Source organism: Streptomyces sp. NPDC029014 (genome assembly GCF_055564695.1).
This window is the reverse complement of record NZ_JBVHVT010000018.1, coordinates 63,157-84,101: the sequence shown is the minus strand read 5'-3', so window position 1 is coordinate 84,101 and position 20,945 is coordinate 63,157. Positions and strand designations below refer to the sequence as shown.

21 protein-coding genes are annotated in these 20,945 nt (G+C 71.4%); 10 read left to right on the top strand and 11 right to left on the bottom strand.

What is annotated here, in order from left to right; genetic code table 11:
* Window position 1: 1 nt before the first annotated feature.
* From ACZ4VL_RS12600 to ACZ4VL_RS12575, 6 genes are all read right to left on the bottom strand, one after another.
* Complete coding sequence (locus tag ACZ4VL_RS12600) at window positions 2-739, bottom strand: TerD family protein (protein WP_404238030.1); 738 nt, start codon at window positions 737-739, stop codon at window positions 2-4.
* 174 nt (window positions 740-913) lie between these two features.
* Window positions 914-2,026 carry a DUF475 domain-containing protein gene (locus ACZ4VL_RS12595; protein ID WP_468198964.1) on the bottom strand — a complete coding sequence of 371 codons (1,113 nt, stop codon included), beginning with the start codon at window positions 2,024-2,026 and terminating at the stop codon, window positions 914-916.
* A gap of 25 nt (window positions 2,027-2,051) precedes the next feature.
* Window positions 2,052-2,627 (bottom strand): TerD family protein, encoded by a 576-nt coding sequence (locus ACZ4VL_RS12590; protein ID WP_468198961.1) that lies wholly within the window; start codon window positions 2,625-2,627, stop codon window positions 2,052-2,054.
* 202 nt (window positions 2,628-2,829) lie between these two features.
* Window positions 2,830-3,405, bottom strand: coding sequence for a TerD family protein (locus ACZ4VL_RS12585; protein ID WP_361083652.1), 576 nt, complete (start codon window positions 3,403-3,405; stop codon window positions 2,830-2,832).
* A 167-nt stretch (window positions 3,406-3,572) separates the two neighbouring features.
* Window positions 3,573-4,031, bottom strand: coding sequence for a peroxiredoxin (locus ACZ4VL_RS12580; RefSeq protein WP_361083655.1), 459 nt, complete (start codon window positions 4,029-4,031; stop codon window positions 3,573-3,575).
* 154 nt (window positions 4,032-4,185) lie between these two features.
* Complete coding sequence (locus tag ACZ4VL_RS12575) at window positions 4,186-4,614, bottom strand: DUF3052 domain-containing protein (protein WP_468198959.1); 429 nt, start codon at window positions 4,612-4,614, stop codon at window positions 4,186-4,188.
* A 432-nt stretch (window positions 4,615-5,046) separates the two neighbouring features.
* Here ACZ4VL_RS12575 and aceE point away from each other — a divergent pair, with 432 nt between their 5' ends.
* The gene (gene aceE, locus ACZ4VL_RS12570) at window positions 5,047-7,779 is read left to right on the top strand and encodes a pyruvate dehydrogenase (acetyl-transferring), homodimeric type (protein WP_468198956.1); all 2,733 of its coding nucleotides are present in this window, start codon (window positions 5,047-5,049) and stop codon (window positions 7,777-7,779) included.
* Between the two features lie 145 nt (window positions 7,780-7,924).
* Window positions 7,925-8,761 (top strand): potassium channel family protein, encoded by an 837-nt coding sequence (locus ACZ4VL_RS12565; protein ID WP_468198954.1) that lies wholly within the window; start codon window positions 7,925-7,927, stop codon window positions 8,759-8,761.
* Here the strand turns inward: ACZ4VL_RS12565 and ACZ4VL_RS12560 are convergent.
* Entirely contained in the window at window positions 8,758-9,258 is a 501-nt protein-coding gene (locus ACZ4VL_RS12560) for a peptidase inhibitor family I36 protein (RefSeq protein WP_468198951.1), read from the bottom strand. The genes ACZ4VL_RS12565 and ACZ4VL_RS12560 overlap by 4 nt on opposite strands.
* 182 nt (window positions 9,259-9,440) lie before the next feature.
* Entirely contained in the window at window positions 9,441-10,928 is a 1,488-nt protein-coding gene (locus tag ACZ4VL_RS12555; RefSeq protein ID WP_468199035.1) for an MFS transporter, read from the bottom strand.
* Between the two features lie 337 nt (window positions 10,929-11,265).
* Between ACZ4VL_RS12555 and ACZ4VL_RS12550 the strand changes: the two genes are divergently transcribed.
* From ACZ4VL_RS12550 to ACZ4VL_RS12540, 3 genes are all read left to right on the top strand, one after another.
* Window positions 11,266-11,910, top strand: coding sequence for a TetR/AcrR family transcriptional regulator (locus tag ACZ4VL_RS12550; protein ID WP_468198949.1), 645 nt, complete (start codon window positions 11,266-11,268; stop codon window positions 11,908-11,910).
* A gap of 240 nt (window positions 11,911-12,150) precedes the next feature.
* A complete protein-coding gene (locus ACZ4VL_RS12545; RefSeq protein ID WP_468199032.1) occupies window positions 12,151-13,329 on the top strand; it encodes an alpha/beta hydrolase in 1,179 nt (392 codons plus the stop codon).
* Window positions 13,330-13,386: 57 nt separating this feature from the next.
* Window positions 13,387-14,250, top strand: a complete 864-nt coding sequence (locus ACZ4VL_RS12540; RefSeq protein WP_468198947.1) for a DUF4429 domain-containing protein — start codon at window positions 13,387-13,389, stop codon at window positions 14,248-14,250.
* 36 nt (window positions 14,251-14,286) lie between these two features.
* Here ACZ4VL_RS12540 and ACZ4VL_RS12535 read toward each other — a convergent pair whose 3' ends face one another.
* Both ACZ4VL_RS12535 and ACZ4VL_RS12530 read right to left on the bottom strand, forming a co-directional pair.
* On the bottom strand, window positions 14,287-15,303 hold the full coding sequence (locus ACZ4VL_RS12535; protein WP_468198945.1) for an aldo/keto reductase: 1,017 nt from the start codon (window positions 15,301-15,303) through the stop codon (window positions 14,287-14,289).
* Window positions 15,300-15,686 (bottom strand): MerR family transcriptional regulator, encoded by a 387-nt coding sequence (locus tag ACZ4VL_RS12530; RefSeq protein WP_468198942.1) that lies wholly within the window; start codon window positions 15,684-15,686, stop codon window positions 15,300-15,302. The genes ACZ4VL_RS12535 and ACZ4VL_RS12530 overlap by 4 nt, the downstream gene beginning before the upstream one ends.
* A gap of 70 nt (window positions 15,687-15,756) precedes the next feature.
* On the opposite strand from ACZ4VL_RS12530, the gene ACZ4VL_RS12525 reads away from it, so the two are divergent.
* Entirely contained in the window at window positions 15,757-16,584 is an 828-nt protein-coding gene (locus ACZ4VL_RS12525) for a serine hydrolase domain-containing protein (RefSeq protein WP_468199030.1), read from the top strand.
* A gap of 17 nt (window positions 16,585-16,601) precedes the next feature.
* On the opposite strand, the gene ACZ4VL_RS12520 is transcribed toward ACZ4VL_RS12525, so the two are convergent.
* The gene (locus ACZ4VL_RS12520; RefSeq protein ID WP_468198940.1) at window positions 16,602-17,255 is read right to left on the bottom strand and encodes a pirin family protein; all 654 of its coding nucleotides are present in this window, start codon (window positions 17,253-17,255) and stop codon (window positions 16,602-16,604) included.
* A gap of 69 nt (window positions 17,256-17,324) precedes the next feature.
* On the opposite strand from ACZ4VL_RS12520, the gene ACZ4VL_RS12515 reads away from it, so the two are divergent.
* The 4 genes from ACZ4VL_RS12515 to ACZ4VL_RS12500 all read left to right on the top strand — a co-directional run bounded on the left by ACZ4VL_RS12515 (window position 17,325) and on the right by ACZ4VL_RS12500 (window position 20,867).
* A complete protein-coding gene (locus ACZ4VL_RS12515; protein WP_468198937.1) occupies window positions 17,325-18,530 on the top strand; it encodes a PucR family transcriptional regulator in 1,206 nt (401 codons plus the stop codon).
* Window positions 18,531-18,619: 89 nt separating this feature from the next.
* Window positions 18,620-19,537: an ACP S-malonyltransferase gene (locus ACZ4VL_RS12510; RefSeq protein WP_468198935.1), complete on the top strand. Its 918-nt coding sequence runs from the start codon at window positions 18,620-18,622 to the stop codon at window positions 19,535-19,537.
* A gap of 19 nt (window positions 19,538-19,556) precedes the next feature.
* A complete protein-coding gene (locus tag ACZ4VL_RS12505) occupies window positions 19,557-20,561 on the top strand; it encodes a beta-ketoacyl-ACP synthase 3 (protein ID WP_468198932.1) in 1,005 nt (334 codons plus the stop codon).
* 57 nt (window positions 20,562-20,618) lie between these two features.
* The gene (locus tag ACZ4VL_RS12500; protein WP_361083696.1) at window positions 20,619-20,867 is read left to right on the top strand and encodes an acyl carrier protein; all 249 of its coding nucleotides are present in this window, start codon (window positions 20,619-20,621) and stop codon (window positions 20,865-20,867) included.
* Window positions 20,868-20,945: the final 78 nt, after the last annotated feature.

Genomic DNA, 20,945 nt, shown 5'->3' with positions numbered 1-20,945 from the left:
GTCAGGCCTTGGCGCTCTTGTAGCCCCGCCCCCACTGCAGGCCCCACCCGTACAGCCGGTCCAGCTCGGCCTGGAACCCGTACACGAACTTCACCTCGCGGCGCACGACCAGCTCGCCCTTGACGTGCTCCAGGGAGACCACCGCGCAGGAGCGGGCCTGCGGGTGGCGCTCCTCCAGGGGGATCTCGATCCGCGGCCCGGTGATCGGGTACAGGGTGACCAGGGCGTGGGTCCGGTCGAAGGCCGGGGTCTGGTCGTAGATGTAGACGAACACCAGCAGCCGCTTGATCTCGTCCGCGTGGTCGAGGTTGACGAAGATCGTCTCGCCGGAGGGCGCACCGAACCGGTCGTCGCCGCTGAGCTTCACGTACGGCGGGCTGTTGATGTCGCCCAGGAGGTTGCCCAGCGGCTGGACGACGCCCCGGGTGCCGTCGGCCAGCTCGTACAGACAGCCGATGTCGAGGTCGACGTTGACCACGCCCTGGGTGTGCCCCTGCACCACGTCCGGTTTGAACAGCTTGAAGGGGTGCCGCAGCAGCTGCCCGCTCTGGCCGCTGCGACCGCCGATGTCGGAGCTGCGCATCCGCCAGGACAGGTTGACGCGCAGATTGCCGTGCACGGCGCCCTGCTTGGTCAGCGACACCGTCGGGTGCCGCTTGGTGAGCTCGATCGCCGAAGAGGCGTTGCCCGAGTCGAACTGCAGGGCGCGGCTGCCCCTGATGCCGTCGAAGAATCCCATCCCCTGTCCCCCCTGACTGCCGGGATCCCCTGATCCCCCTGTGGTCCCCGCGCGGGCCGCCGCACGGGCGCGGCTACCTACGCCGACGGGGCGGCCTTCCGGGTCCGTGGACCCAGCAGGCCGCCCCGCATGGAGCGTTCCGCAATACCGCCGCGGTCATGCCTCGGCGGAAGGTCACGCCTCCGCGGAGGCGCCCTCCAGCTCCAGCCGCTTGTTGCGGCGCACGGAGGACCAGAACGAGGCGGCGATCAGGACCACGCCGATGAGACCGGTGACGATCTCGCTGATCTCGTGCTGGATGGTGACGAGCAGGATGACCGCGAGCGCGCCGATCGCGTAGTGCGCGCCGTGCTCCAGGTAGACGTAGTCGTCCAGGGTGCCCTGGCGGACCAGGTAGACCGTGAGCGAGCGGACGTACATGGCGCCGATGCCGAGGCCGAGCGCCATCCAGAAGATGTGGTTGGTGATGGCGAAGGCGCCGATGACGCCGTCGAAGGAGAAGGAGGCGTCGAGGACCTCGAGGTAGAGGAACAGGAAGAACGCCGCCTTGCCGGCCAGGCCGACCGCGGAGACCTGCTTGCCCTCGGCCTTGGCCTTCTCCTCCTCCTCGTGCTCGCGCTCCTCTTCCTCCTCCAGCTTGTCCTCGAAGTAGGAGGAGAGGCCGCCGACGATCAGGTAGGTGATCAGACCGGCGACTCCGGCGAGCAGGACGGTGGCGGACTTGTCCGCGTGGCCGGTGCTGGTGTGGGCGTTCGTCGCGAAGGTCATCGCGGTGACCAGCAGGGCGATCAGGGCGATGCACACCGAGAGCATGTCGACCTTGCCGAGCTTGGCCAGCGGCCGCTCCAGCCAGGCGAGCCACTTGTGCTCGCGCTCCTCGAAGACGAAGTCGAGGAAGATCATCAAGAGGAACATGCCGCCGAAGGCCGCGATCGCCGGGTGGGCGTCGGTGACCAGCGCCTCGTACTGGTCAGGGTGGTCCAGGGCCAGCTCGATGGCCTCGATCGGGCCCACCTTGGCGCTGATCGCGACGATGGCCACGGGGAACACCAGCCGCATGCCGAAGACCGCGATCAGGACGCCGACCGTGAGGAAGATCTTCTGCCAGAAGGCGTTCATCTTCTTCAGGATTCCGGCGTTGACGACCGCGTTGTCGAAGGACAGCGAGATTTCGAGGATCGACAGGATCAGCACGATCCCGAACGCCTCCCACCCCCACTGCCAAGCGGCGAAGGCAAGGCCGAGCGCCGTGATGGCGAACGACCAGCCGAAGGTTTTCAGAACCACTGGCACCCCATGTTCTCGTACGGCTTTACGAAACGTTGACCCCGAAGTCTAGAGCGATGCCCCTCAGGCCCGACGCGTACCCCTGACCCACCGCCCGGAACTTCCATTCGCCGCCGTACCGGTACACCTCGCCGAAGATCATTGCGGTCTCGGTCGAGGCGTCCTCGGTGAGGTCGTAGCGGGCCAGCTCCTGCCCGTCCGACTCGTTCACCACGCGGATGAAGGCATTGGTGATCTGCCCGAACGTCTGCCGACGGGCGTCCGCCTCGTGGATGGAGACCGGGAAGACGATCTTGTCGACCTCGGCCGGCACCTTGGTCAGGTCGACGATGATCGACTCGTCGTCGCCGTCACCCTCGCCGGTGAGGTTGTCGCCCGTGTGTTCGACGGAGCCCTCGGGGCTCTTGAGGTTGTTGTAGAAGACGAAGTACCGGTCCCCCATGACCCGGCCGTCGCGGCACATCAGCGCGCTGGCGTCGAGGTCGAAGTCGGCCCCCGTCGTCGAACGCGCGTCCCAGCCCAGACCGACCAGGACCCGGGTGAGGTTCGGTGCGGCCTTGGACAGGGAGACGTTGCCCCCCTTGGCGAGTGTGACGCCCATGTTGAAGTCCTCCCCGGACGACGTGGTGGTCGTGGCCCGCCGCGTGGGCGTGGGCGGGCCGGCAGTGCGGTGGCGCAGTGGTCCAGCAGTGCGGCGGTGCAGTGGTGCGGCAGGGCAGTGGTGCGGCAGGGCAGTGGTGCAAGCGCGTCCGGCGCCGTACACAGGGTGTGCACGGCGCCGGACGGGTGAACAGCAAGCGGGATCAGACGTTGACGCCGAAGTCCCGCGCGATGCCGGCCAGGCCGGAGGCGTAACCCTGGCCGATGGCACGGAACTTCCACTCCGCGCCGTTGCGGTAGAGCTCGCCGAAGACCATGGCGGTCTCGGTCGAGGCGTCCTCGGAGAGGTCGTAGCGGGCGAGCTCGGTGTTGTCCGCCTGGTTCACGACGCGGATGTACGCGTTGCGCACCTGGCCGAAGCTCTGCTGGCGGCTGTCCGCCTCGTAGATCGAGACCGGGAAGACGATCTTGGCGACGTCGGCCGGGACGCCGGCCAGGTTCACCTTGATCGCCTCGTCGTCGCCCTCGCCCTCGCCGGTGAGGTTGTCACCGGTGTGCTCGACCGAGCCGTCCGGGCTCTTCAGGTTGTTGAAGAACACGAAGTTCGAGTCGCTGGTGACCTTGCCCTGGTCGTTGGTCAGGATCGCGCTGGCGTCGAGGTCGAAGTCGACGCCGGTGGTGGTGCGAGCGTCCCAGCCCAGACCGACGAGCACTGCCGTCAGGTTCGGCGCGGCCTTGGTCAGCGAGACGTTACCGCCCTTGCTGAGGCTGACTCCCACGGGTCCTCCAATGAATTCATGTCCGGGGCGGTGCCCCTGCCGTGCGATGGGGGCCCTCCCAGCGGGGGCTGGGGGAGCTACCGGATCAACGTGCTGATCCTAGTGACGGGTTCCCGCCGGCATACGGTTTTTGCCCGCGGAACCGCCCGGCCGAACGGGAAGGCGGCTCACAGGCTGTCGAGCGCCTTGATGTACTCGTTCAGGTCACGCGCGTCGGGCAGCCCGTTGACGACGGTCCAGCGCACGGTGCCCTCCTTGTCGATGATGAAGGTGCCGCGGACCGCGCAGCCCTTCTCCTCGTCGAAGACGCCGTACGCGCGGGAGGTCTCGCCGTGCGGCCAGAAGTCGGACAGCAGCGGGTAGTCGAGGCCCTCCTTCTCGGCGAAGACGCGCAGGGTCGGCACCGAGTCGTTGGAGACCGCGAGGAGCTGGACGTCGTCGTTCTGGAAGCGGGGCAGCTGGTCGCGCAGCTCGCACAGCTCGCCGGTGCACACACCGGTGAAGGCGAACGGGTAGAACAGCAGCACCACGGCCTTCTCGCCGCGGAAGTCGGCGAGCCGGACGGTGGCGCCGTGGTTGTCCTTGAGCTCGAAGTCCGGGGCCTTGCTGCCGATCTCGATGGCCATCTGTCGCATCCCTTCGTTCCCGCATCCCTGCGTTCGACTGTTCGAGTGAGAGTGCCAGCCTAGGGGCCGGGACCCGCAGACGCACACACCCCGCCGACGGGGGTCGGCGGGGTGTGTTTCCGCTTGGCTGCGGCGCTCGGCTACGGCGCGTCGTTCAGCGCTTGGACTTGGCGGCCTTGGGGGTCACCAGCTTGCTGGCGGCCCACTCCTTGCCGACGCTGACGGGCCTCGTCTGCGACAGGCCGGCGGTCTCGGCGGCCTCGCTGATGTCGCTGGCCTCGACGTACCCGGGACGGCCCGTCTTCGGGGTCAGCAGCAGGATCAGCGCCGCCTCCTCGACCATCTCGGTGGCGTCGACGAGGGCGTCGGTCAGATCGCCGTCCTCGTTGCGGAACCACAGCAGCACCGCGTCGGCCACGTCGTCGTAGTCCTCGTCGACGAGGTCGTTGCCGATCAGTTCCTCGATCTCTTCGCGGAACTCCTGATCGACGTCTTCGTCGTAGCCGATCTCCTGGACCACCTGTTCGGACTGGAAACCCAGCCGGGCGGCCAGGCTCTCCGCGTGGTCCGCGGTCGCGCTCACGGGGTGCCTCCTGCTCATGTTCGGTGAATGTTCTTCGGCCGCGCGCGTACGCGCAGCATTGGGCGTAGTCCACACGGGCGCGGCGGATCGCGCAAGTACCCGGCCGCCGGGACCGCCGAAACGGTGACGATTGCGGCCGTCTCGCCGCAACTTTCAGCCTTCCCGCACGGCCCCGTGGTGATTCATCCCACACCATTGCAGCTGATTCGGCATCGCCTGGGAACTTCTTACCTGTTTGAGGGACCGGACATCCTTGCGGACGGGTGATCGTCGGGTTCCGGGGGCGACCCGCTGCCGTGCGGTCGCCGGCGTCCTTCGCGAAATCGCCCGACTCCAGGGATTACCCACTGGTAAAGATGACGATTCCGACCGAGCGTAAGACCATGGGAGGCGGCGAACCAGGCACGACTCCCCTGACAGCGAAGGAACAGCGTGGCTTCCGCATCCGATCGCAACCCGATCATCATTGGCGGCCTGCCGAGCCAGGTCCCGGACTTCGATCCGGAGGAGACGCGGGAGTGGCTCGACTCCCTCGACGCCGCCGTCGACGAGCGCGGCCGTGAGCGGGCCCGCTATCTCATGCTGCGCCTGATCGAGCGGGCCCGCGAGCGGCGCGTGGCCGTGCCCGAGATGCGCAGCTCGGACTACGTCAACACGATCGCGACCAAGGACGAGCCGTTCTTCCCCGGCAACGAGGAGATCGAACGCAAGATCCTCAACGCCACCCGGTGGAACGCGGCCGTCATGGTCTCCCGGGCCCAGCGCCCGGGCATCGGCGTCGGCGGCCACATCGCGACCTTCGCCTCCTCGGCCTCCCTCTACGACGTGGGCTTCAACCACTTCTTCCGGGGCAAGGACGAGGGCGACGGCGGCGACCAGATCTTCTTCCAGGGCCACGCCTCCCCCGGCGTCTACGCCCGCGCCTACCTGCTGGACCGGCTCTCCGAGCAGCAGCTCGACGCGTTCCGCCAGGAGAAGTCGAAGGCCCCGTACGGCCTGTCCAGCTACCCGCACCCGCGGCTGATGCCGGACTTCTGGGAGTTCCCGACGGTCTCGATGGGCCTGGGCCCGATCGGCGCCATCTACCAGGCCCGGATGAACCGGTACATGGAGGCGCGCGGGATCGCGGACACCTCCGCATCACACGTTTGGGCGTACCTCGGCGACGGCGAGATGGACGAACCGGAGTCGCTGGGCCAGCTGTCGCTGGCGGCCCGCGAGGGCCTGGACAACCTCACGTTCGTCGTCAACTGCAACCTGCAGCGCCTCGACGGCCCGGTGCGCGGCAACGGCAAGGTCATCCAGGAACTGGAGTCGATCTTCCGCGGGGCCGGCTGGAACGTCATCAAGCTGATCTGGGACCGCTCCTGGGACCCGCTGCTGGCGCAGGACCGCGACGGCATCCTCGTCAACAAGATGAACTCGACGCCGGACGGCCAGTTCCAGACGTACGCCACCGAGACGGGCGGGTACATCCGGGACCACTTCTTCGGCGACGACCAGCGGCTGCGGGCGATGGTCGCGGACATGACCGACGACCAGATCCTGCACCTGGGGCGCGGCGGCCACGACCACCGGAAGATCTACGCGGCCTACGCGGCGGCCCGCGCCCACAAGGGCCAGCCGACGGTGATCCTGGCGAAGACGATCAAGGGGTGGACGCTCGGCCCGAACTTCGAGGGCCGCAACGCCACGCACCAGATGAAGAAGCTGACGGTCGACGACCTCAAGCGCTTCCGCGACCGCCTGCACGTGCCGATCACGGACGGGCAGCTGGAGAGCGGCGCCCCGCCGTACTACCACCCGGGGCGGAACTCGCCCGAGATCCAGTACATGCACGACCGGCGCAAGGCGCTGGGCGGCTACGTGCCGACCCGTGTGGTGCGCGCCGAGCCGCTGCAACTGCCCGACGACAAGGCCTACGCGGCGGTCAAGAAGGGCTCCGGCCAGCAGTCGATCGCCACCACGATGGCCTTCGTCCGGCTGCTGAAGGACCTGATGCGGGACAAGGAGATCGGCCGGCGGTTCGTGCTGATCGCACCGGACGAGTACCGCACCTTCGGCATGGACTCGTTCTTCCCGAGCGCCAAGATCTACAACCCGCTGGGCCAGCAGTACGAGGCCGTCGACCGCGACCTGCTCCTGGCGTACAAGGAGTCCCCGACCGGCCAGATGCTGCACGACGGCATCTCGGAGGCGGGCTGCACGGCCTCGCTGATCGCCGCCGGCTCGGCGTACGCGACGCACGGCGAGCCGCTGATCCCGGTCTACGTCTTCTACTCGATGTTCGGCTTCCAGCGCACGGGTGACCAGTTCTGGCAGATGGCCGACCAGCTGGCGCGCGGCTTCGTCCTAGGTGCGACGGCGGGCCGGACCACCCTGACGGGTGAGGGCCTCCAGCACGCCGACGGCCACTCCCAGCTGCTGGCGGCGACGAACCCGGGCTGCATCGCGTACGACCCGGCCTACGGCTACGAGATCGCGCACATCGTCAAGGACGGCCTGCGGCGCATGTACGGCCCCGAGGCCGAGGACGTCTTCTACTACCTGACCGTCTACAACGAGCCGATCCAGCACCCGGCCGAGCCGGCCAACGTCGACGTGGACGGCATCCTCAAGGGCATCCACCGGGTGGCGACGGGCACGTCCGGCTCCGTTCCGGCGCAGATCCTGGCCTCGGGCGTGGCGGTGCCGTGGGCCCTGGAGGCGCAGCGGATCCTGGCCGAGGAGTGGAACGTCAAGGCGGACGTCTGGTCGGCGACCTCCTGGAACGAGCTGCGCCGCGAGGCCGTCGCGGTGGAGGAGCACAACCTGCTCCATCCGGAGGAGGAGCAGCGCGTTCCGTACGTGACGCGGAAGCTGTCGGCCGGCGACGGGCCGTTCGTCGCGGTCTCGGACTGGATGCGGGCGGTCCCGGACCAGATCGCGCGGTGGGTGCCGGGCGCGTACACCTCCCTGGGTGCGGACGGGTTCGGCTTCGCGGACACGCGGGGTGCGGCGCGGCGCTTCTTCCACATCGACGCCCAGTCGGTGGTGCTGGCGGTGCTGACCGAGCTCGCCAAGGCGGGCCGGGTGGACCGCTCCGCGCTGAAGCAGGCCGTGGACCGCTACCGGCTGCTGGATGTGGCCGCGGCCGATCCGGGTGCGGCGGGCGGCGACGCGTAGCGGCGGACCGGGAGGGGCCCGAGGGGTCCCGCGGTGACGGTCGGCGGGCCGGGGTGCGGGTGTGCGCCCCGGCCCGCCGCCGTGCGACGGCCGCCGCACCGCTGCGCCGGCCAGTGAGCTTTACGCGTTCCTTACGATGCTGCGTATGAAGGAACCGTCCCGCCAGCTGCGGTGGGAGCGGCGGAGCCAGACCCCGCTGCTCGTCCTCGCCGTGGCGTTCGCCGTCGCCTACGCCGTGCCGATCGTGGTCCCCGACGCGGACGCCCGGGTGCACCGTGCCTGCACGGTCACGGAGTGGGTGGTGTGGGCGTCGTTCGCCTTCGACTACCTGGTGCGGCTGGGCCTGTCGGAGTCCAAGAAGAGCTTCGTCCGCGGGCACTGGCTGGACCTGGCCGCGGTGCTGCTGCCGATGATCCAGCCGCTGCGGCTGCTGCGGCTCGTGTCCACCCTGCTGCTGGTGGGCCGGCGGGCCCGGATGGCCCCGCAGATCCGGCTCACCACGTACGTGGCGGGCGCGGTGGTCGGGCTGATGATGTTCGGCTCGCTGGCGGTGCTGAGCGTGGAGCGGGACGCGCCCGACGGAAACATCCGGAACCTGGGCGACGCCGTGTGGTGGAGCTTCACCACGATGACCACCGTCGGGTACGGCGACCACTCCCCCACCACCGGGCTGGGGCGGGTGCTCGCGGTCGGGCTGATGCTCTCCGGGATCGCCCTGCTCGGTGTGGTCACCGCGAACATCGCGGCCTGGTTCATCGCCCGCTTCGAGTTCGACGACCAGGCCGAGCGGGCGCAGACCGCGGCCATCGCCGAGCTGACCGCGGAGGTACGGGCCCTGCGCGCCGAGGTCGCCCGGCTGGGCGGGACCGCCCCGGACGGGCGGACCGGGGCTCCGGTCCAGGTGTCCGAGGCGGTCCCGGCGGCCGCAGTGGCGCCGACGGCTCCGGCGGCGGCCGGCGGCTCCGGCGGCGGGGCCCGCTAGCGTTCCCACACCTTGAAGGCGCGCACCAGGTAGGGCGACTCCGGGAGCTGGACCCCGTCACCGGGGTAGGTCTGGAACTCGCCCGTCTCGGCGCACTCGGCTGACTGGTAGGTGGTCACCGGCCGCCCGGTGCGGTTGACGAGGGACTGGGCGCTGGTCCCGGCGGGCAGCGCGGTGCAGCTGTTGATGTCCAGGCTGCTCAGCTCGTGGACGTGCCGCTTGCCCTTGAAGTCGGGCTGCGCCCACAGGCACAGCTGCCCGGTCGCGCAGGGCACCGCCCTCGTCGGCGGCGGGCCTGCGGCGTGCGCGGTGCCGGAGGCGCCGGGCAGGAGGGCGGCCAGCACCAGGGCGGCCACGGCCAGCACCGCATGGGCGCGTCCGGAGGTGGCGCGGGACGTGCCCGTGCCCGTGGCGGTGCCAGGGGCCGTACGGGACGTGGTGCGGGTGGCGGTGGTGGTGCGGGCGGGCGTGACACCTGTGGGGGAACTCGTACGCATGACGGGTCGACTCCTTGTGGACGTGCCGCCCCCGGACCTGTTCCGCAGCGGCTCGGCCACCACGCTGACCTGCGCGGACGGGCCGGCGGAAGGGGGTTCGGGCGGGTCCACCCTGATAGGCGACAGCCCCGCCGGAACCGTCCGGCGGGGCTGTGGTGCACAGCGGGTTGACGGCGCAGGGCTCAGACGTGGGCCGCGCCCGCCCCCGCGGCGGCGTTCTCACCGCGCTTGGTGAAGCAGGCCACGACCGCGGCGAGGACCGCGACGACGCCGGCGACGGTGAAGGCGGTGCTCATGCCGGACACGAACGTGTCGTGCGCGACCTGGGTGATGGCGTCGGCGACCGGCTGCGGCGCGCCCTGCGGGACCGGTGCGATGCCGACCTGGACCCCTTTCTCGACGAGGGCCTGCTGCTCCGGGGCGAGCGGCGGCAGCTCCGCGGCCCGCCAGTTGTCCCCGAACGAGTCACCGACCGTGCGGGCCATGACGGCGCCGAGGACGGCGGTGCCGAGGCTGCCGCCGACCTGCATGGCGGCCTGCTGGAGCCCGCCGGCCACACCGGACAGCTCCAGCGGGGCGTTGCCGACGATGACCTCGGTGGCGCCGACCATGACGGGGGCGAGGCCCACGCCGAGGAGGCAGAACCACAGCGACATCTCGAGGGTGCCGGTGCCCGGGGTGAGCCCGGACAGCCCGAAGCAGGCGGCGGCCGTGGCGACCATGCCGGCGACGAGCGGGACGCGCGGTCCGACGGCGGTGATGGCGGCGCCGGCCAGCGGCGAGCCGACGATCATCATGCCGGTCAGCGGCAGCAGGTGCAGGCCGCTGTCGACGGGGCTCATGCCGTGCACGTTCTGCAGGTAGAACGTGACGAAGAACAGGCCGCCCATGAAGGCGAACGCCATCAGGACCATGAGCACGGTGCCCGCGGACAGCGGCAGCGAGCGGAACATCCCCAGCGGGATCAGCGGCTCGCCGGCTCTGGCCTCCCAGACGGCGAAGAGCACGAAGCAGAGCACGGACCCGCCGAGGAACAGCATGGTCAGGGTGTCGCCCCAGCCCCATTCCGAGGCCTTGATCAGCGCCCAGACGAGGGAGAACATCCCGAGCGACAGCAGGACGATGCCGGGGAGGTCGAAGGAGCGCGGGGCGTTCTCGGCGCGGTGGTCGAGCAGGATGACCAGGCCGAAGACCAGGGCGATGACGCCCACGGGCACGTTGACGAAGAAGACGGACTGCCAGTTGACGTGCTCCACGAGCAGGCCGCCGACGATGGGCCCGCCGGCGGTCGAGGCGCCGATGACCATGCCCCAGATGCCGATGGCCATGTTGAGCTTCTCGGCGGGGAAGGTGGCGCGCAGCAGGCCGAGCGCGGCGGGCATCAGCAGGGCGCCGAACAGGCCCTGGGCCACCCGGAAGCCGACGAGGAACTCGACGCTGGAGGACAGGCCGATCGCGGCGGACGCGCCGGCGAAGCCGACGATGCCGAGGAGGAAGGCCTGGCGGTGGCCGAAACGGTCACCGAGCTTGCCGGCGGTGATGAGGGAGACGGCGAGCGCCAGCAGGTAGCCGTTGGTTATCCACTGGACGTCGGAGAGCGAGGCGCCGAGGTCCTTCTGGATGGCGGGGTTGGCGACGGCGACGATCGTGCCGTCCAGCGTGACCATCATGACGCCGATGGCCACGGCGAAGAGGGTCAACCACGGGTGGCCGCGCAGCCCCGACCGGGCCGGCGCCCCGCCCGGCTCCTTGACGGGTGTCCGGTCGTCGCGGCCGTCGACGGTGATCTGATGAGTCATGCGAACAGGCTAGTGACAGCGACTGACACTTCACAGACGGCTTAACGGGGCAGCGGCTGTCACGTCGGTCACAGGTACCCTGACCGCTCACTCAGCGTCAGATCGGGCATGCGGTCCCGGTGTTGGAAACCCCCGCGCCCGGCGCCCGAACCGGGCGGAACCGGCCCGAAACCGGCCCGAAACCAGCCTTGAAAGGACTCCCGCGGTGATGACCGACGAGCGGCCGGCCCCGGCGCCCGGACTGCGCGAGCGCAAGAAGCGGCGCACCCGGGACGCGCTGTTGCGCGCCGCCCTCCTCCTCTTCGTCTCGCAGGGGTACGAGCACACCACCGTCGACGAGATCACCGACGCCGTGGACGTCTCCCAGCGCACCTTCTTCCGTTACTTCGCCAACAAGGAGGAGGTCGCCTTCGCCGCCCAGGACCTGGCCGAAACCCACCTCCTCGCCGCCCTGCGGGCCCGGCCCGCCGCGGAGGGCCCCCTCACGGCCCTGCGCGCCGCGACGCGCGACGTGTGGGACACCCTCGGCGAGGCCCTCGCCGACGTCGTCCCGCTCGACCTGTACATGCGCACCTACCAGCTCATCGAGTCGACCCCGGCGCTGCTCGCCGTCCACCTGCGCCGCGGCACCGAACTGGAGGAGCGGCTGGCCCGGCTGATCGCGGAGCGCGAGGGCCTGGACGTGGACGGCGACCCGCGCCCCCGGGTGGCCGTCGCCGTGTTCTCCGGTGTGATGCGGGTCACCGGACGGCTGTGGGGGCAGGGCGGGGACGCCAGCGTCGCCGCCCTGCGGGACATGACCGACGCGTACCTCGACCGGATCGGCCCGGCGCTCGCCGCGGACTGGCGCTGAAACACGGTCAGTAGGAGCGGGGGCCGGCGTGAGCCGGGTCACGACGGCCGGGGGCGCGGCGGGCGGGGGTCGTGAGCCCCGTCACCGTGAGCCCCGTCACCGTGTCCCGGCTCACCCCGTGGTCCCCATCACCCTGTGCCTCAGGGCCCGTTCCGGTCTCATACGCTGGTCCCAGTGAACCTGCCCGGCCTTGCCCACCCCACCGCCATCGGCGCCGATCCGCGCCCTGCCGTCCTGCGCATGCTGCTCGCGCTGGCGGTCGTCTTCCTCATGCTGGCGACCACCGGCTGGACCACCGTGCACCGGCCCGATGCCGGCACCTCGCTGCGGGCCGCCGCTCTCACCGCCTGGTCCACCGCCCGGATCGACGGCCGGCAGGTGCCGCCCGCCGACGCCCCCGTGCGCACGGTGGCCCGGTTCTTCGCCGGCATCGAGCCCGGCCAGCGGGCCCGGCTCGCCGACGCCCACCCGTTCGTCGTCGGGAACCTCGACGGGGCGCCCGCCGTCCTGCGCTACCGCGCCAACCTGCGCGCCCTCTCGCTCGCGGAGAAGGCCGAGGAGGCCCGCAGCCGCGACGTCAGCCTGACCCCGGCCGACCGCACCACGGCCGGTCGGCGCGCCCACCGCTTCGCCTCCCTCGCCGAGCCCGGCCGGCAGATCCTCGCCTTCAACCCCACCGGCGGCGGCCGCATCGCCGAGGTCTTCGGCGACCTCGACCGGGCCGAGCGGGTCTCGGTGATCGTCCCCGGCGTGGACACCGACGTCCTCACCTTCGAGCGCACGCAGCGCCGGCTGACCGCCCCGGTCGGCATGGCGCAGTCGCTGTACGCGGCCGAGCGCGCCGCCGATCCGGGCAGCCGGACCGCCGTCGTCGCCTGGGCCGACTACACCGCCCCGTCCGGGGTCGGCGTGGACGCGGCCACCGGGCGGATGGCGGTGGACGGCGCCGTACGGCTGGAGGCCCTCGCGGCGGCGCTGCCGGGGGACGCGAGCGTGGCGCTGTTCTGCCACAGCTACGGGTCGGTGGTCTGCGGGGTCGCCGCGCACGCGCTGCCCGACCGGGTGACGGACGTCGTCGTCGCCGGCAGTCCGGGGATGCGTGCGGGCTCGGTGGCCGAGCTGCGCACCTCGGCGCGGGTGTGGGCCATGCGGGACTCCGACGACTGGATCGCGGACGTGCCGCACCTGGAGGTCGGCGGCGTGGGGCACGGGGCGGACCCGGTGTCGCCGGAGTTCGGCGCGCGGTTGCTGTCCTCGGCCGGGGCCAAGCGGCATACCGGCTATTTCGAGCCAGGCACGAGCTCCCTGGACAACTTCGCCAAAATCGGAACCGGCACCTTCGACTCGGTGGTCTGCGCGACCGGGGACGACGCCTGCCGCCGTGGAATTTCCGGTACAGAAGCGGACGGACACGCGTAGAGCCCCGGAAATCGGGCCCCGCGCCGAGGGGGACGCACAGGGGCGTGTCCCTTTACCATGTGCCGCATGGGTGACGTACTGGCCGGAAATCATGCCGTCTGGGAGTTCGACTCGGACTCGGTGCTCATCTGCTTCACCCGGGGGATGCGAACGCCAAGGCTGTGGAATGCCCTCGGGGAGCGGCGGATCCCCTTCGAGGCGCTCTCCGCGGTGGAGCTCACCGCCCGCTCGGCCACGGGCCGACGGGACGCGGTGGTGCTGCAGGCTGCGCCGAGACCGGGCGCGGATCCGCTGATGGAGGCCGCCGCGGGGCAGCTGCGCGAGGTCTGCGACCCTTACCGCCTGGTGGTGCCGGGTGACCGGGCCGAGCAGGCGCGGGAGTTCGCCGACCGGCTGCGCGAGCGGCTGGGCCCCGAGGCGGACGAGCCGTCCGAGCGTTTCCTGGTGCCGGTGGCGGAGCCGCCGCTGCAGCTGAAGGCGTACGACGCGCGCGTCGGCTTCGACGGCTCGGCGGTCAGCTTCCACTGGTCGCGTACGGGCGCCACCGGCACCAAGTGGAAGGCGGGCGACCAGCGTTACCCGCTCTCGGAGCTGGCCGGAATCGAATGGCGTTCACCGGAGGGGCCGGGCGGCCACCTGCGGCTCATACGCCGGGACGGCACCGGGGTCGACCCGCGGCCGGACCACGACCTGGCCGCCGCCGTTTTCGGCACCGGGTACGGGGCCGTGCACGAGTCGCTGCCGTTCGCCGCGGCCGTGCTGGCCGCCCTGCGCGTGCGCACTCCGGTCGCCTCGGTGCCGGCGCCGCGCACGGACGAGCGCCTGCACCACCTGAGCGAGCTGCACAGTGCGGGCCTGCTGACGGACGCGGAGTACTCGGCCCTGCGGGATCGTTTCACCACCGACCTCCCCGGGGCGTAGCGCCCTCGGCCCTCGCGGCGCCGGCCCCGTCTGCGGCTACCCCTCGCGAGCGGCCGAGGTGAAGGTCATGTCCGGGTAGCGGTCCCCCGCGACCTGCCCGGCGATCGGCTCCAGCAGGGCCAGCTCCTGCCCGGTGAGCGTGATCCGGGTCGCCGCGGTGTTCTCCGCGAGCCGCCCCGGCCTGCGGGTGCCCGGGATCGGGACCACGGTCAGCCCGTGCACCTGCGCCCGCTGCTGCACCCAGGCCAGCGCGATCTGCGCCGGGGTGGCCCCGTGGGCCCGCGCGACCTGCCGCACCGGCTCCAGCAGCGCCGCGTTGGCCTTGGCGTTGTCGCCGGTGAACCGCGGCTGGAAGAGCCGGAAGTCGCCCTCGGACAGCTCCGCCGCGTCCGCGAAGGCGCCGGTCAGGAAGCCGCGGCCGAGCGGGGAGTACGGCACGAAGGCCACGCCCAGCTCCGCCGCCGCGGCCACCGCGCTGCGCTCCACGTCCCGGCTGAACAGGGACCACTCCGACTGGAGCGCGGCGATCGGGTGCACCGCGTACGCCTCGCGCAGCTCCGGCCCGGTGACCTCGCTGAGCCCCAGGTGGCGCACCTTGCCCTCCTGCACCAGCTCCGCCATGGCGCCCACGGATTCGGCCAGCGGGACCTCCGGGTCGCGGCGGTGCATGTAGTAGAGGTCGATCACCTCGGTGCCGAGCCGCCGCAGGCTGTCCTCCACCGCGCGGCGGACATAGGTCCGGTCGTTGCGTATGCCGCGGTGGTGCGGGTCGTCGGTGCGCTCGATGCCGAACTTGGTGGCGAGGGTGATCTCCTCGCGGTGCGCGGCGACGAAGGGGGCGAGGAACTCCTCGTTGCGGCCCCGCCCGTAGACGTCCGCGGTGTCGAAGAGGGTGACCCCGGCGTCGAGCGCCGCCCCGAGCGTGGCGCGGGCCGCCGCCTCGTCCGTCTCCCCGTAGAACTCGCTCATGCCCATGCAGCCGAGGCCCTGGACGCCGACCCGCGGGCCGCCCTTGCCGAGTTCGACCTGTTCGATGGTGCTGTTCTGCGTCACTGGTGTGCCGCCTTCCCCGTGTAGAGCTCGATCTTGAAGTCCAGTACGGCGAGCGCGTCGCCGAGTTCCGCGATCCGCGCCCGCACCTCGCGCCGGGTCCGCTCCAGGAGCTCGCGCCGCCGGTCGACGGTGTGCTCCCCCTCGCGGACCAGTTCGGCGTAGGTCACCATGTCGGCCACCGACATCCCGGTGGCGCGCAGCTTGCCCACGAAGGACAGCCACTGCAGGTCGGCGTCGCTGAACCGCCGCTGTCCCGAGTGGGAGCGGTCCACGTGCGGCATCAGGCCGATGCGCTCGTACCAGCGCAGGGTGTGCTGGCTCAGCCCGGTCAGGGCCTCGACCTCGCTGATCGTGTACCGCGTCTGCGTCCCTGTCAGGCTCATGGCGACCACGCTAGAACCCTTGAGTGCACTCCAAGCAAGTAGGCTCGGCGGCATGGAGAGCGTGGAGACCCTGGACAGCCTGCGGATCATCGACACCTGGCCGGTACCGAACGCCGCGGCGGCCGTCGTCCGGGCCGACGGGAGCCTGGCGGGCTCCCGCGGACCCGTCGACCACCGGTTCGCACTGGCCTCGGTGACCAAGCCGCTCGCGGCGTACGCCGCGCTCGTCGCGTACGAGGAGGGGGCCGTCGAGCTGGACGAGCCCGCGGGCCCCGAGGGGTCGACGGTCCGTCACCTGCTGGCGCACACCAGCGGCCTGGCCTTCGACGAGCACCGGGTCATGGCCCCGCCCGGGACGCGCCGGCTGTACTCGAACGCCGGCTTCGAGGTGCTCGGCGACCACATCACCAAGGCCACCGGCATCCCCTTCGCCGAGTACGTGCACCAGGCGGTGTTCGAGCCGCTGGGCATGGCCTCGACCACCCTGGAGGGCTCGCCCGCCAAGGACGGCGTCTCCACCGTGTCGGACCTGGTCCGCTTCGCCGCCGAGCTGCAGGCGCCCCGCCTGCTCGACCCGCGCACGGTCGCGGAGGCCACCACCGTGGTCCACCCCGGCCTCAAGGGCGTGCTCCCCGGGTACGGGCACCAGTCCCCGAACGACTTCGGGCTGGGCGTGGAGATCCGCGGCACCAAGAGCCCGCACTGGACGGGCGCCTCCTCCTCGCCGGCCGCTTTCGGCCACTTCGGCCAGGCCGGCACCTTCCTGTGGGTGGACCCCGCCGTGCGCGCCGCCTGCGTGGCGCTGACGGACCGCGCCTTCGGCCCGTGGGCCGTGGAGGCCTGGCCCGGGTTCACGGACGGGGTCGTCGCCGAGCTCTCCGGTCCGCTCCACCGCTGAGCGGCCGCACCGCAGGCTTACGGGAGCTCCCAGATCAGCAGCTCCCCCGGGGACCCCGCCACGGCCTGCAGGCCCTGCTCTGCGGTGATGCGGGCCGAGTCCCCGGGCCCGAGCTCCACGCCGTCCAGCCGCAGGTCGCCGCGGACCACGTGCAGGTAGACCCGCTCCGCGGCGGGAACGGCGACGTGCTCGCCGGCGCCCGGCCGCCGCACGTGCAGGACGGCCCCGGCCGCGGGGACCTCGTACGGGGCGTCGTCGGCGAGGCCGCGGACGAGCCGGTACGCAGGCTCCCCGCCGGGGACCAGCGGCGCGAGCCAGGTCTGCACGAAGCGCAGCGGCTCGGCGCCGTCGTTGCGTTCGATGTGCCGGGCGCCGGACCCGGCGCCGAGGTGCTGGACGTCGCCGGGGCGGATCACGGCCTCCTCGCCGGTGCTGCCCTTGTGCGTCAGCTCACCCTCGACGACCCAGGTGACGATCTCGGTGTGGCTGTGCGGGTGCTCGTCGAAGCCGGCGCCCGGGGCGAGGGCCTCCTCGTTGCAGGCGAGGACCGGGCCGAAGCGCAGGTTGTCCGGGTCGTAGAAGCTGCCGAAGGAGAAGGCGTGCCGGGTGGTGATCCCCGCCTCGGGGTCACCGCCCGGGTACCGGTCGGCACCGCGGCGTACATCAATCATGGGCCCACGGTAGACCTTGGGTGTGAGGGCGCACTCCGCGCCGCCGTCCCGATAAGGCAGTCTTGTCCCGTGCCCCAACCCGAACGTGAGCATTCCCCCGCGCATCCCGCTGCCGCCCATCCGCATGCCGCGACGCTGCGCCGACTGGAGAAGTCCTCCGGCCGACTCGCCGCCAACGCCATCGCGCGCATGGACGAGACCCTGCCGTGGTACCGGGCGATGCCCCCGGAGAACCGGTCCTGGATCGGCCTGGTCGCCCAGGCCGGCATCGCCGCGTTCACCGAATGGTTCCGGCACCCCGAGACCCCGCAGGCGATCTCCACCGACGTGTTCGGGACGGCGCCGCGCGAGCTGACCCGGGCGATCACGCTGCGCCAGACCGTCGAGATGGTCCGCACCACGATCGAGGTCATGGAGGCCGCGATCGAGGAGGTGGCGGCCCCGGGCGACGAGTCGATCCTGCGCGAGGCGCTGCTGGTGTACGCGCGGGAGATCGCGTTCGCGACGGCCCAGGTGTACGCGCAGGCCGCCGAGGCGCGCGGCGCCTGGGACGCCCGGCTGGAGTCCCTGGTGGTGAACGCGGTGCTGTCCGGGGAGGCCGACGAGGGCGCGCTCTCGCGGGCCGCGGCCCTCGGCTGGAACTCGCCGGAGCACGTCTGCGTGGTGCTCGGCACCGCGCCGGAGGGCGACAGCGAGCTGACGGTCGAGGCGATCAGGCGGGCCGCCCGGCACCACAAGCTGCAGGTGCTCACCGGGGTGCTCGGCGACCGCCTGGTGGTGATCGCGGGCGGCAGCGACAACCCGCTGCAGGTGGCGAAGTCGCTGATCGGGCCGTTCGCGGCGGGCCCGGTGGTGGCCGGCCCGGTGGTCGGGGACCTGCTGAACGCGACCCGGTCCGCGCAGGCGGCCGCGGCCGGCCTGAAGGCCTGCTCGGCCTGGCAGGACGCCCCGCGGCCGGTGCTCGCGGACGATCTCCTGCCAGAGCGCGCCATCGCCTCGGATCCCTCCGCCCGGGAGCAGCTGGTGGAGGAGATCTACAGACCGCTGGAGGAGGCGGGGTCGGCGCTGCTGGAGACGCTCAGCGTCTACCTGGAACAGGCGAGCAGTCTCGAAGGGGCCGCGCGGATGCTGTTCGTGCACCCGAACACGGTGCGCTACCGGCTCCGACGTGTGACCGACGTCACCGGCTGGTCGCCTTCTGATGTCCGCTCGGCGTTCACACTGAGGATCGCCCTGATCCTCGGGCGCCTGGCCGACAACGATCAGCAGCCCTAGACTTTTGTCGGACTTCAACAATTACCCTGACGGTTCTTGGTCCCTGTCCCCACGGGCGGCTGGGACCCTCGACAAGAGAGAGTGTGAGGGTGCTCGTACTCGTCGCTCCCGGCCAAGGCGCACAGACGCCCGGCTTCCTGACCCCCTGGCTCGAACTGCCCGGCGCCGCTGACCGCGTCGCCGCGTGGTCGGACGCCATCGGGCTCGACCTTGCCCACTACGGCACGAAGGCGGACGCGGACGAGATCCGCGACACGGCCGTGGCCCAGCCGCTGCTGGTCGCCGCGGGACTGCTCTCCGCTTCGGCGCTGGGTTCCCGTACGGCCTTCGGTGTCGTCGCGGGCCACAGCGTCGGCGAGATCACCGCTGCCGCCTGCGCGGGTGTGCTCTCCGAGACCGACGCGCTGTCGTTCGTGCGGACCCGGGGTCTGGCGATGGCCGAGGCCGCAGCCGTCACCGAAACGGGCATGGCCGCGGTGCTGGGCGGTGACCGCGACGTGGTCGTCGCGCACCTGGAGAAGCTGGGCCTGACCCCGGCCAACATCAACGGCGCGGGCCAGATCGTGGCCGCCGGCACCAAGGAGCAGATCGACGCCCTGGTCGCCGAGAAGCCCGAGGGCTCGACGAAGGTCGTCGCACTGAAGGTCGCGGGCGCCTTCCACACGCACCACATGGCTCCCGCGGTCGCGACGCTGGACGAGGCCGCCAAGGCCCTCGCGCCGACCGACCCGGAGCTGACGTACGTGTCGAACAAGGACGGCCAGGTCGTCGCCTCGGGCGCCGAGGTCGTCGCCCGTCTGGTGGGCCAGGTCGCGAACCCGGTCCGTTGGGACCTGTGCATGGAGAGGTTCGCCGAGCTCGGCGTCACCGGGATCGTCGAGCTGAGCCCGGGCGGCACCCTGACGGGGCTGGCCAAGCGCGCGCTCAAGGGCGTGCCGAACGTGGCCCTGAAGACCCCGGACGACCTCGCGAAGGCCGCGGCGCTCGTCGCCGAGCAGTCGGCCTGAGAGAAGGAGCCCACACAGCATGTCGAAGATCAAGCCTGCCCAGGGCTCCCCGTACGCCCGCATCATCGGCGTCGGCGGCTACCGCCCGTCCCGGGTCGTCCCCAACGACGTCATCCTGGAGAAGATCGACTCGTCCGACGAGTGGATCCGTTCCCGCTCGGGCATTTCGAGCCGGCACTGGGCCTCGCCCGAGGAGACCGTCGCCGCGATGTCGGTGGAGGCCTCCGGCAAGGCGCTGGCCGCTGCCGGGATCTCCCCCGAGCAGATCGGCGCCGTGATCGTCTCCACGGTCTCGCACTTCCGGCAGACCCCCGCGGTCGCGACCGAGATCGCCCACCGGGTCGGCGCGGTCAAGCCGGCCGCGTTCGACATCTCGGCGGGCTGCGCCGGCTTCGGCTACGGCCTGACCCTGGCCAAGGGCCTCGTCGTCGAGGGCTCGGCGCAGTACGTGCTGGTCATCGGCGTGGAGCGGCTGTCGGACCTGACCGACCTGGAGGACCGCGCGACGGCCTTCCTGTTCGGTGACGGCGCCGGCGCCGTGGTCGTCGGCCCCTCGGACGTGCCGGCCATAGGCCCCACGGTGTGGGGCTCGGAGGGCGACAAGTCCGAGACGATCAAGCAGACCGTGCCGTGGGACGAGTACCTCGGCAGGGACGCCGGCGAGAAGTTCCCGGCCATCACGCAGGAGGGCCAGGCGGTGTTCCGCTGGGCCGTCTTCGAGATGGCCAAGGTGGCCCAGCAGGCGCTCGACGCCGCCGGGATCACCCCGGACGACCTGGACGTCTTCATCCCGCACCAGGCCAACATGCGGATCATCGACTCGATGGTGAAGACCCTCAAGCTGCCGGAGCACGTCACGGTCGCCCGTGACGTGGAAACCACCGGCAACACGTCGGCCGCCTCGATCCCGCTCGCGATGGAGCGGCTCCTGGCGACCGGAGCGGCGAAGAGCGGCGACACCGCGCTCGTCATCGGCTTCGGGGCGGGGCTCGTCTACGCCGCGACGGTCGTTACCCTCCCCTAGGACCCAGAACCACATCTGGGCCTGTTTCACCGCAGTCAGCTACAGAAGGAGCGCCACATGGCCGCCACGCAGGAAGAGATCGTCGAGGGTCTGGCGGAGATCGTCAACGAGATCGCCGGTATCCCCGTCGAGGACGTCGAGGTCGACAAGTCGTTCACCGACGACCTGGACGTCGACTCCCTGTCCATGGTCGAGGTCGTCGTCGCCGCCGAAGAGCGCTTCGACGTCAAGATCCCGGACGAGGACGTCAAGGGTCTCCGGACCGTCGGTGACGCCGCCGACTACATCCTGAAGCACCAGGCCTGAGCCTGACGAGCGTTTGTCGCCACCCGGCGGTGGCGCCGTGACAATTCAGCACCCCCTGAGACGTGGAGAAAGAATTCC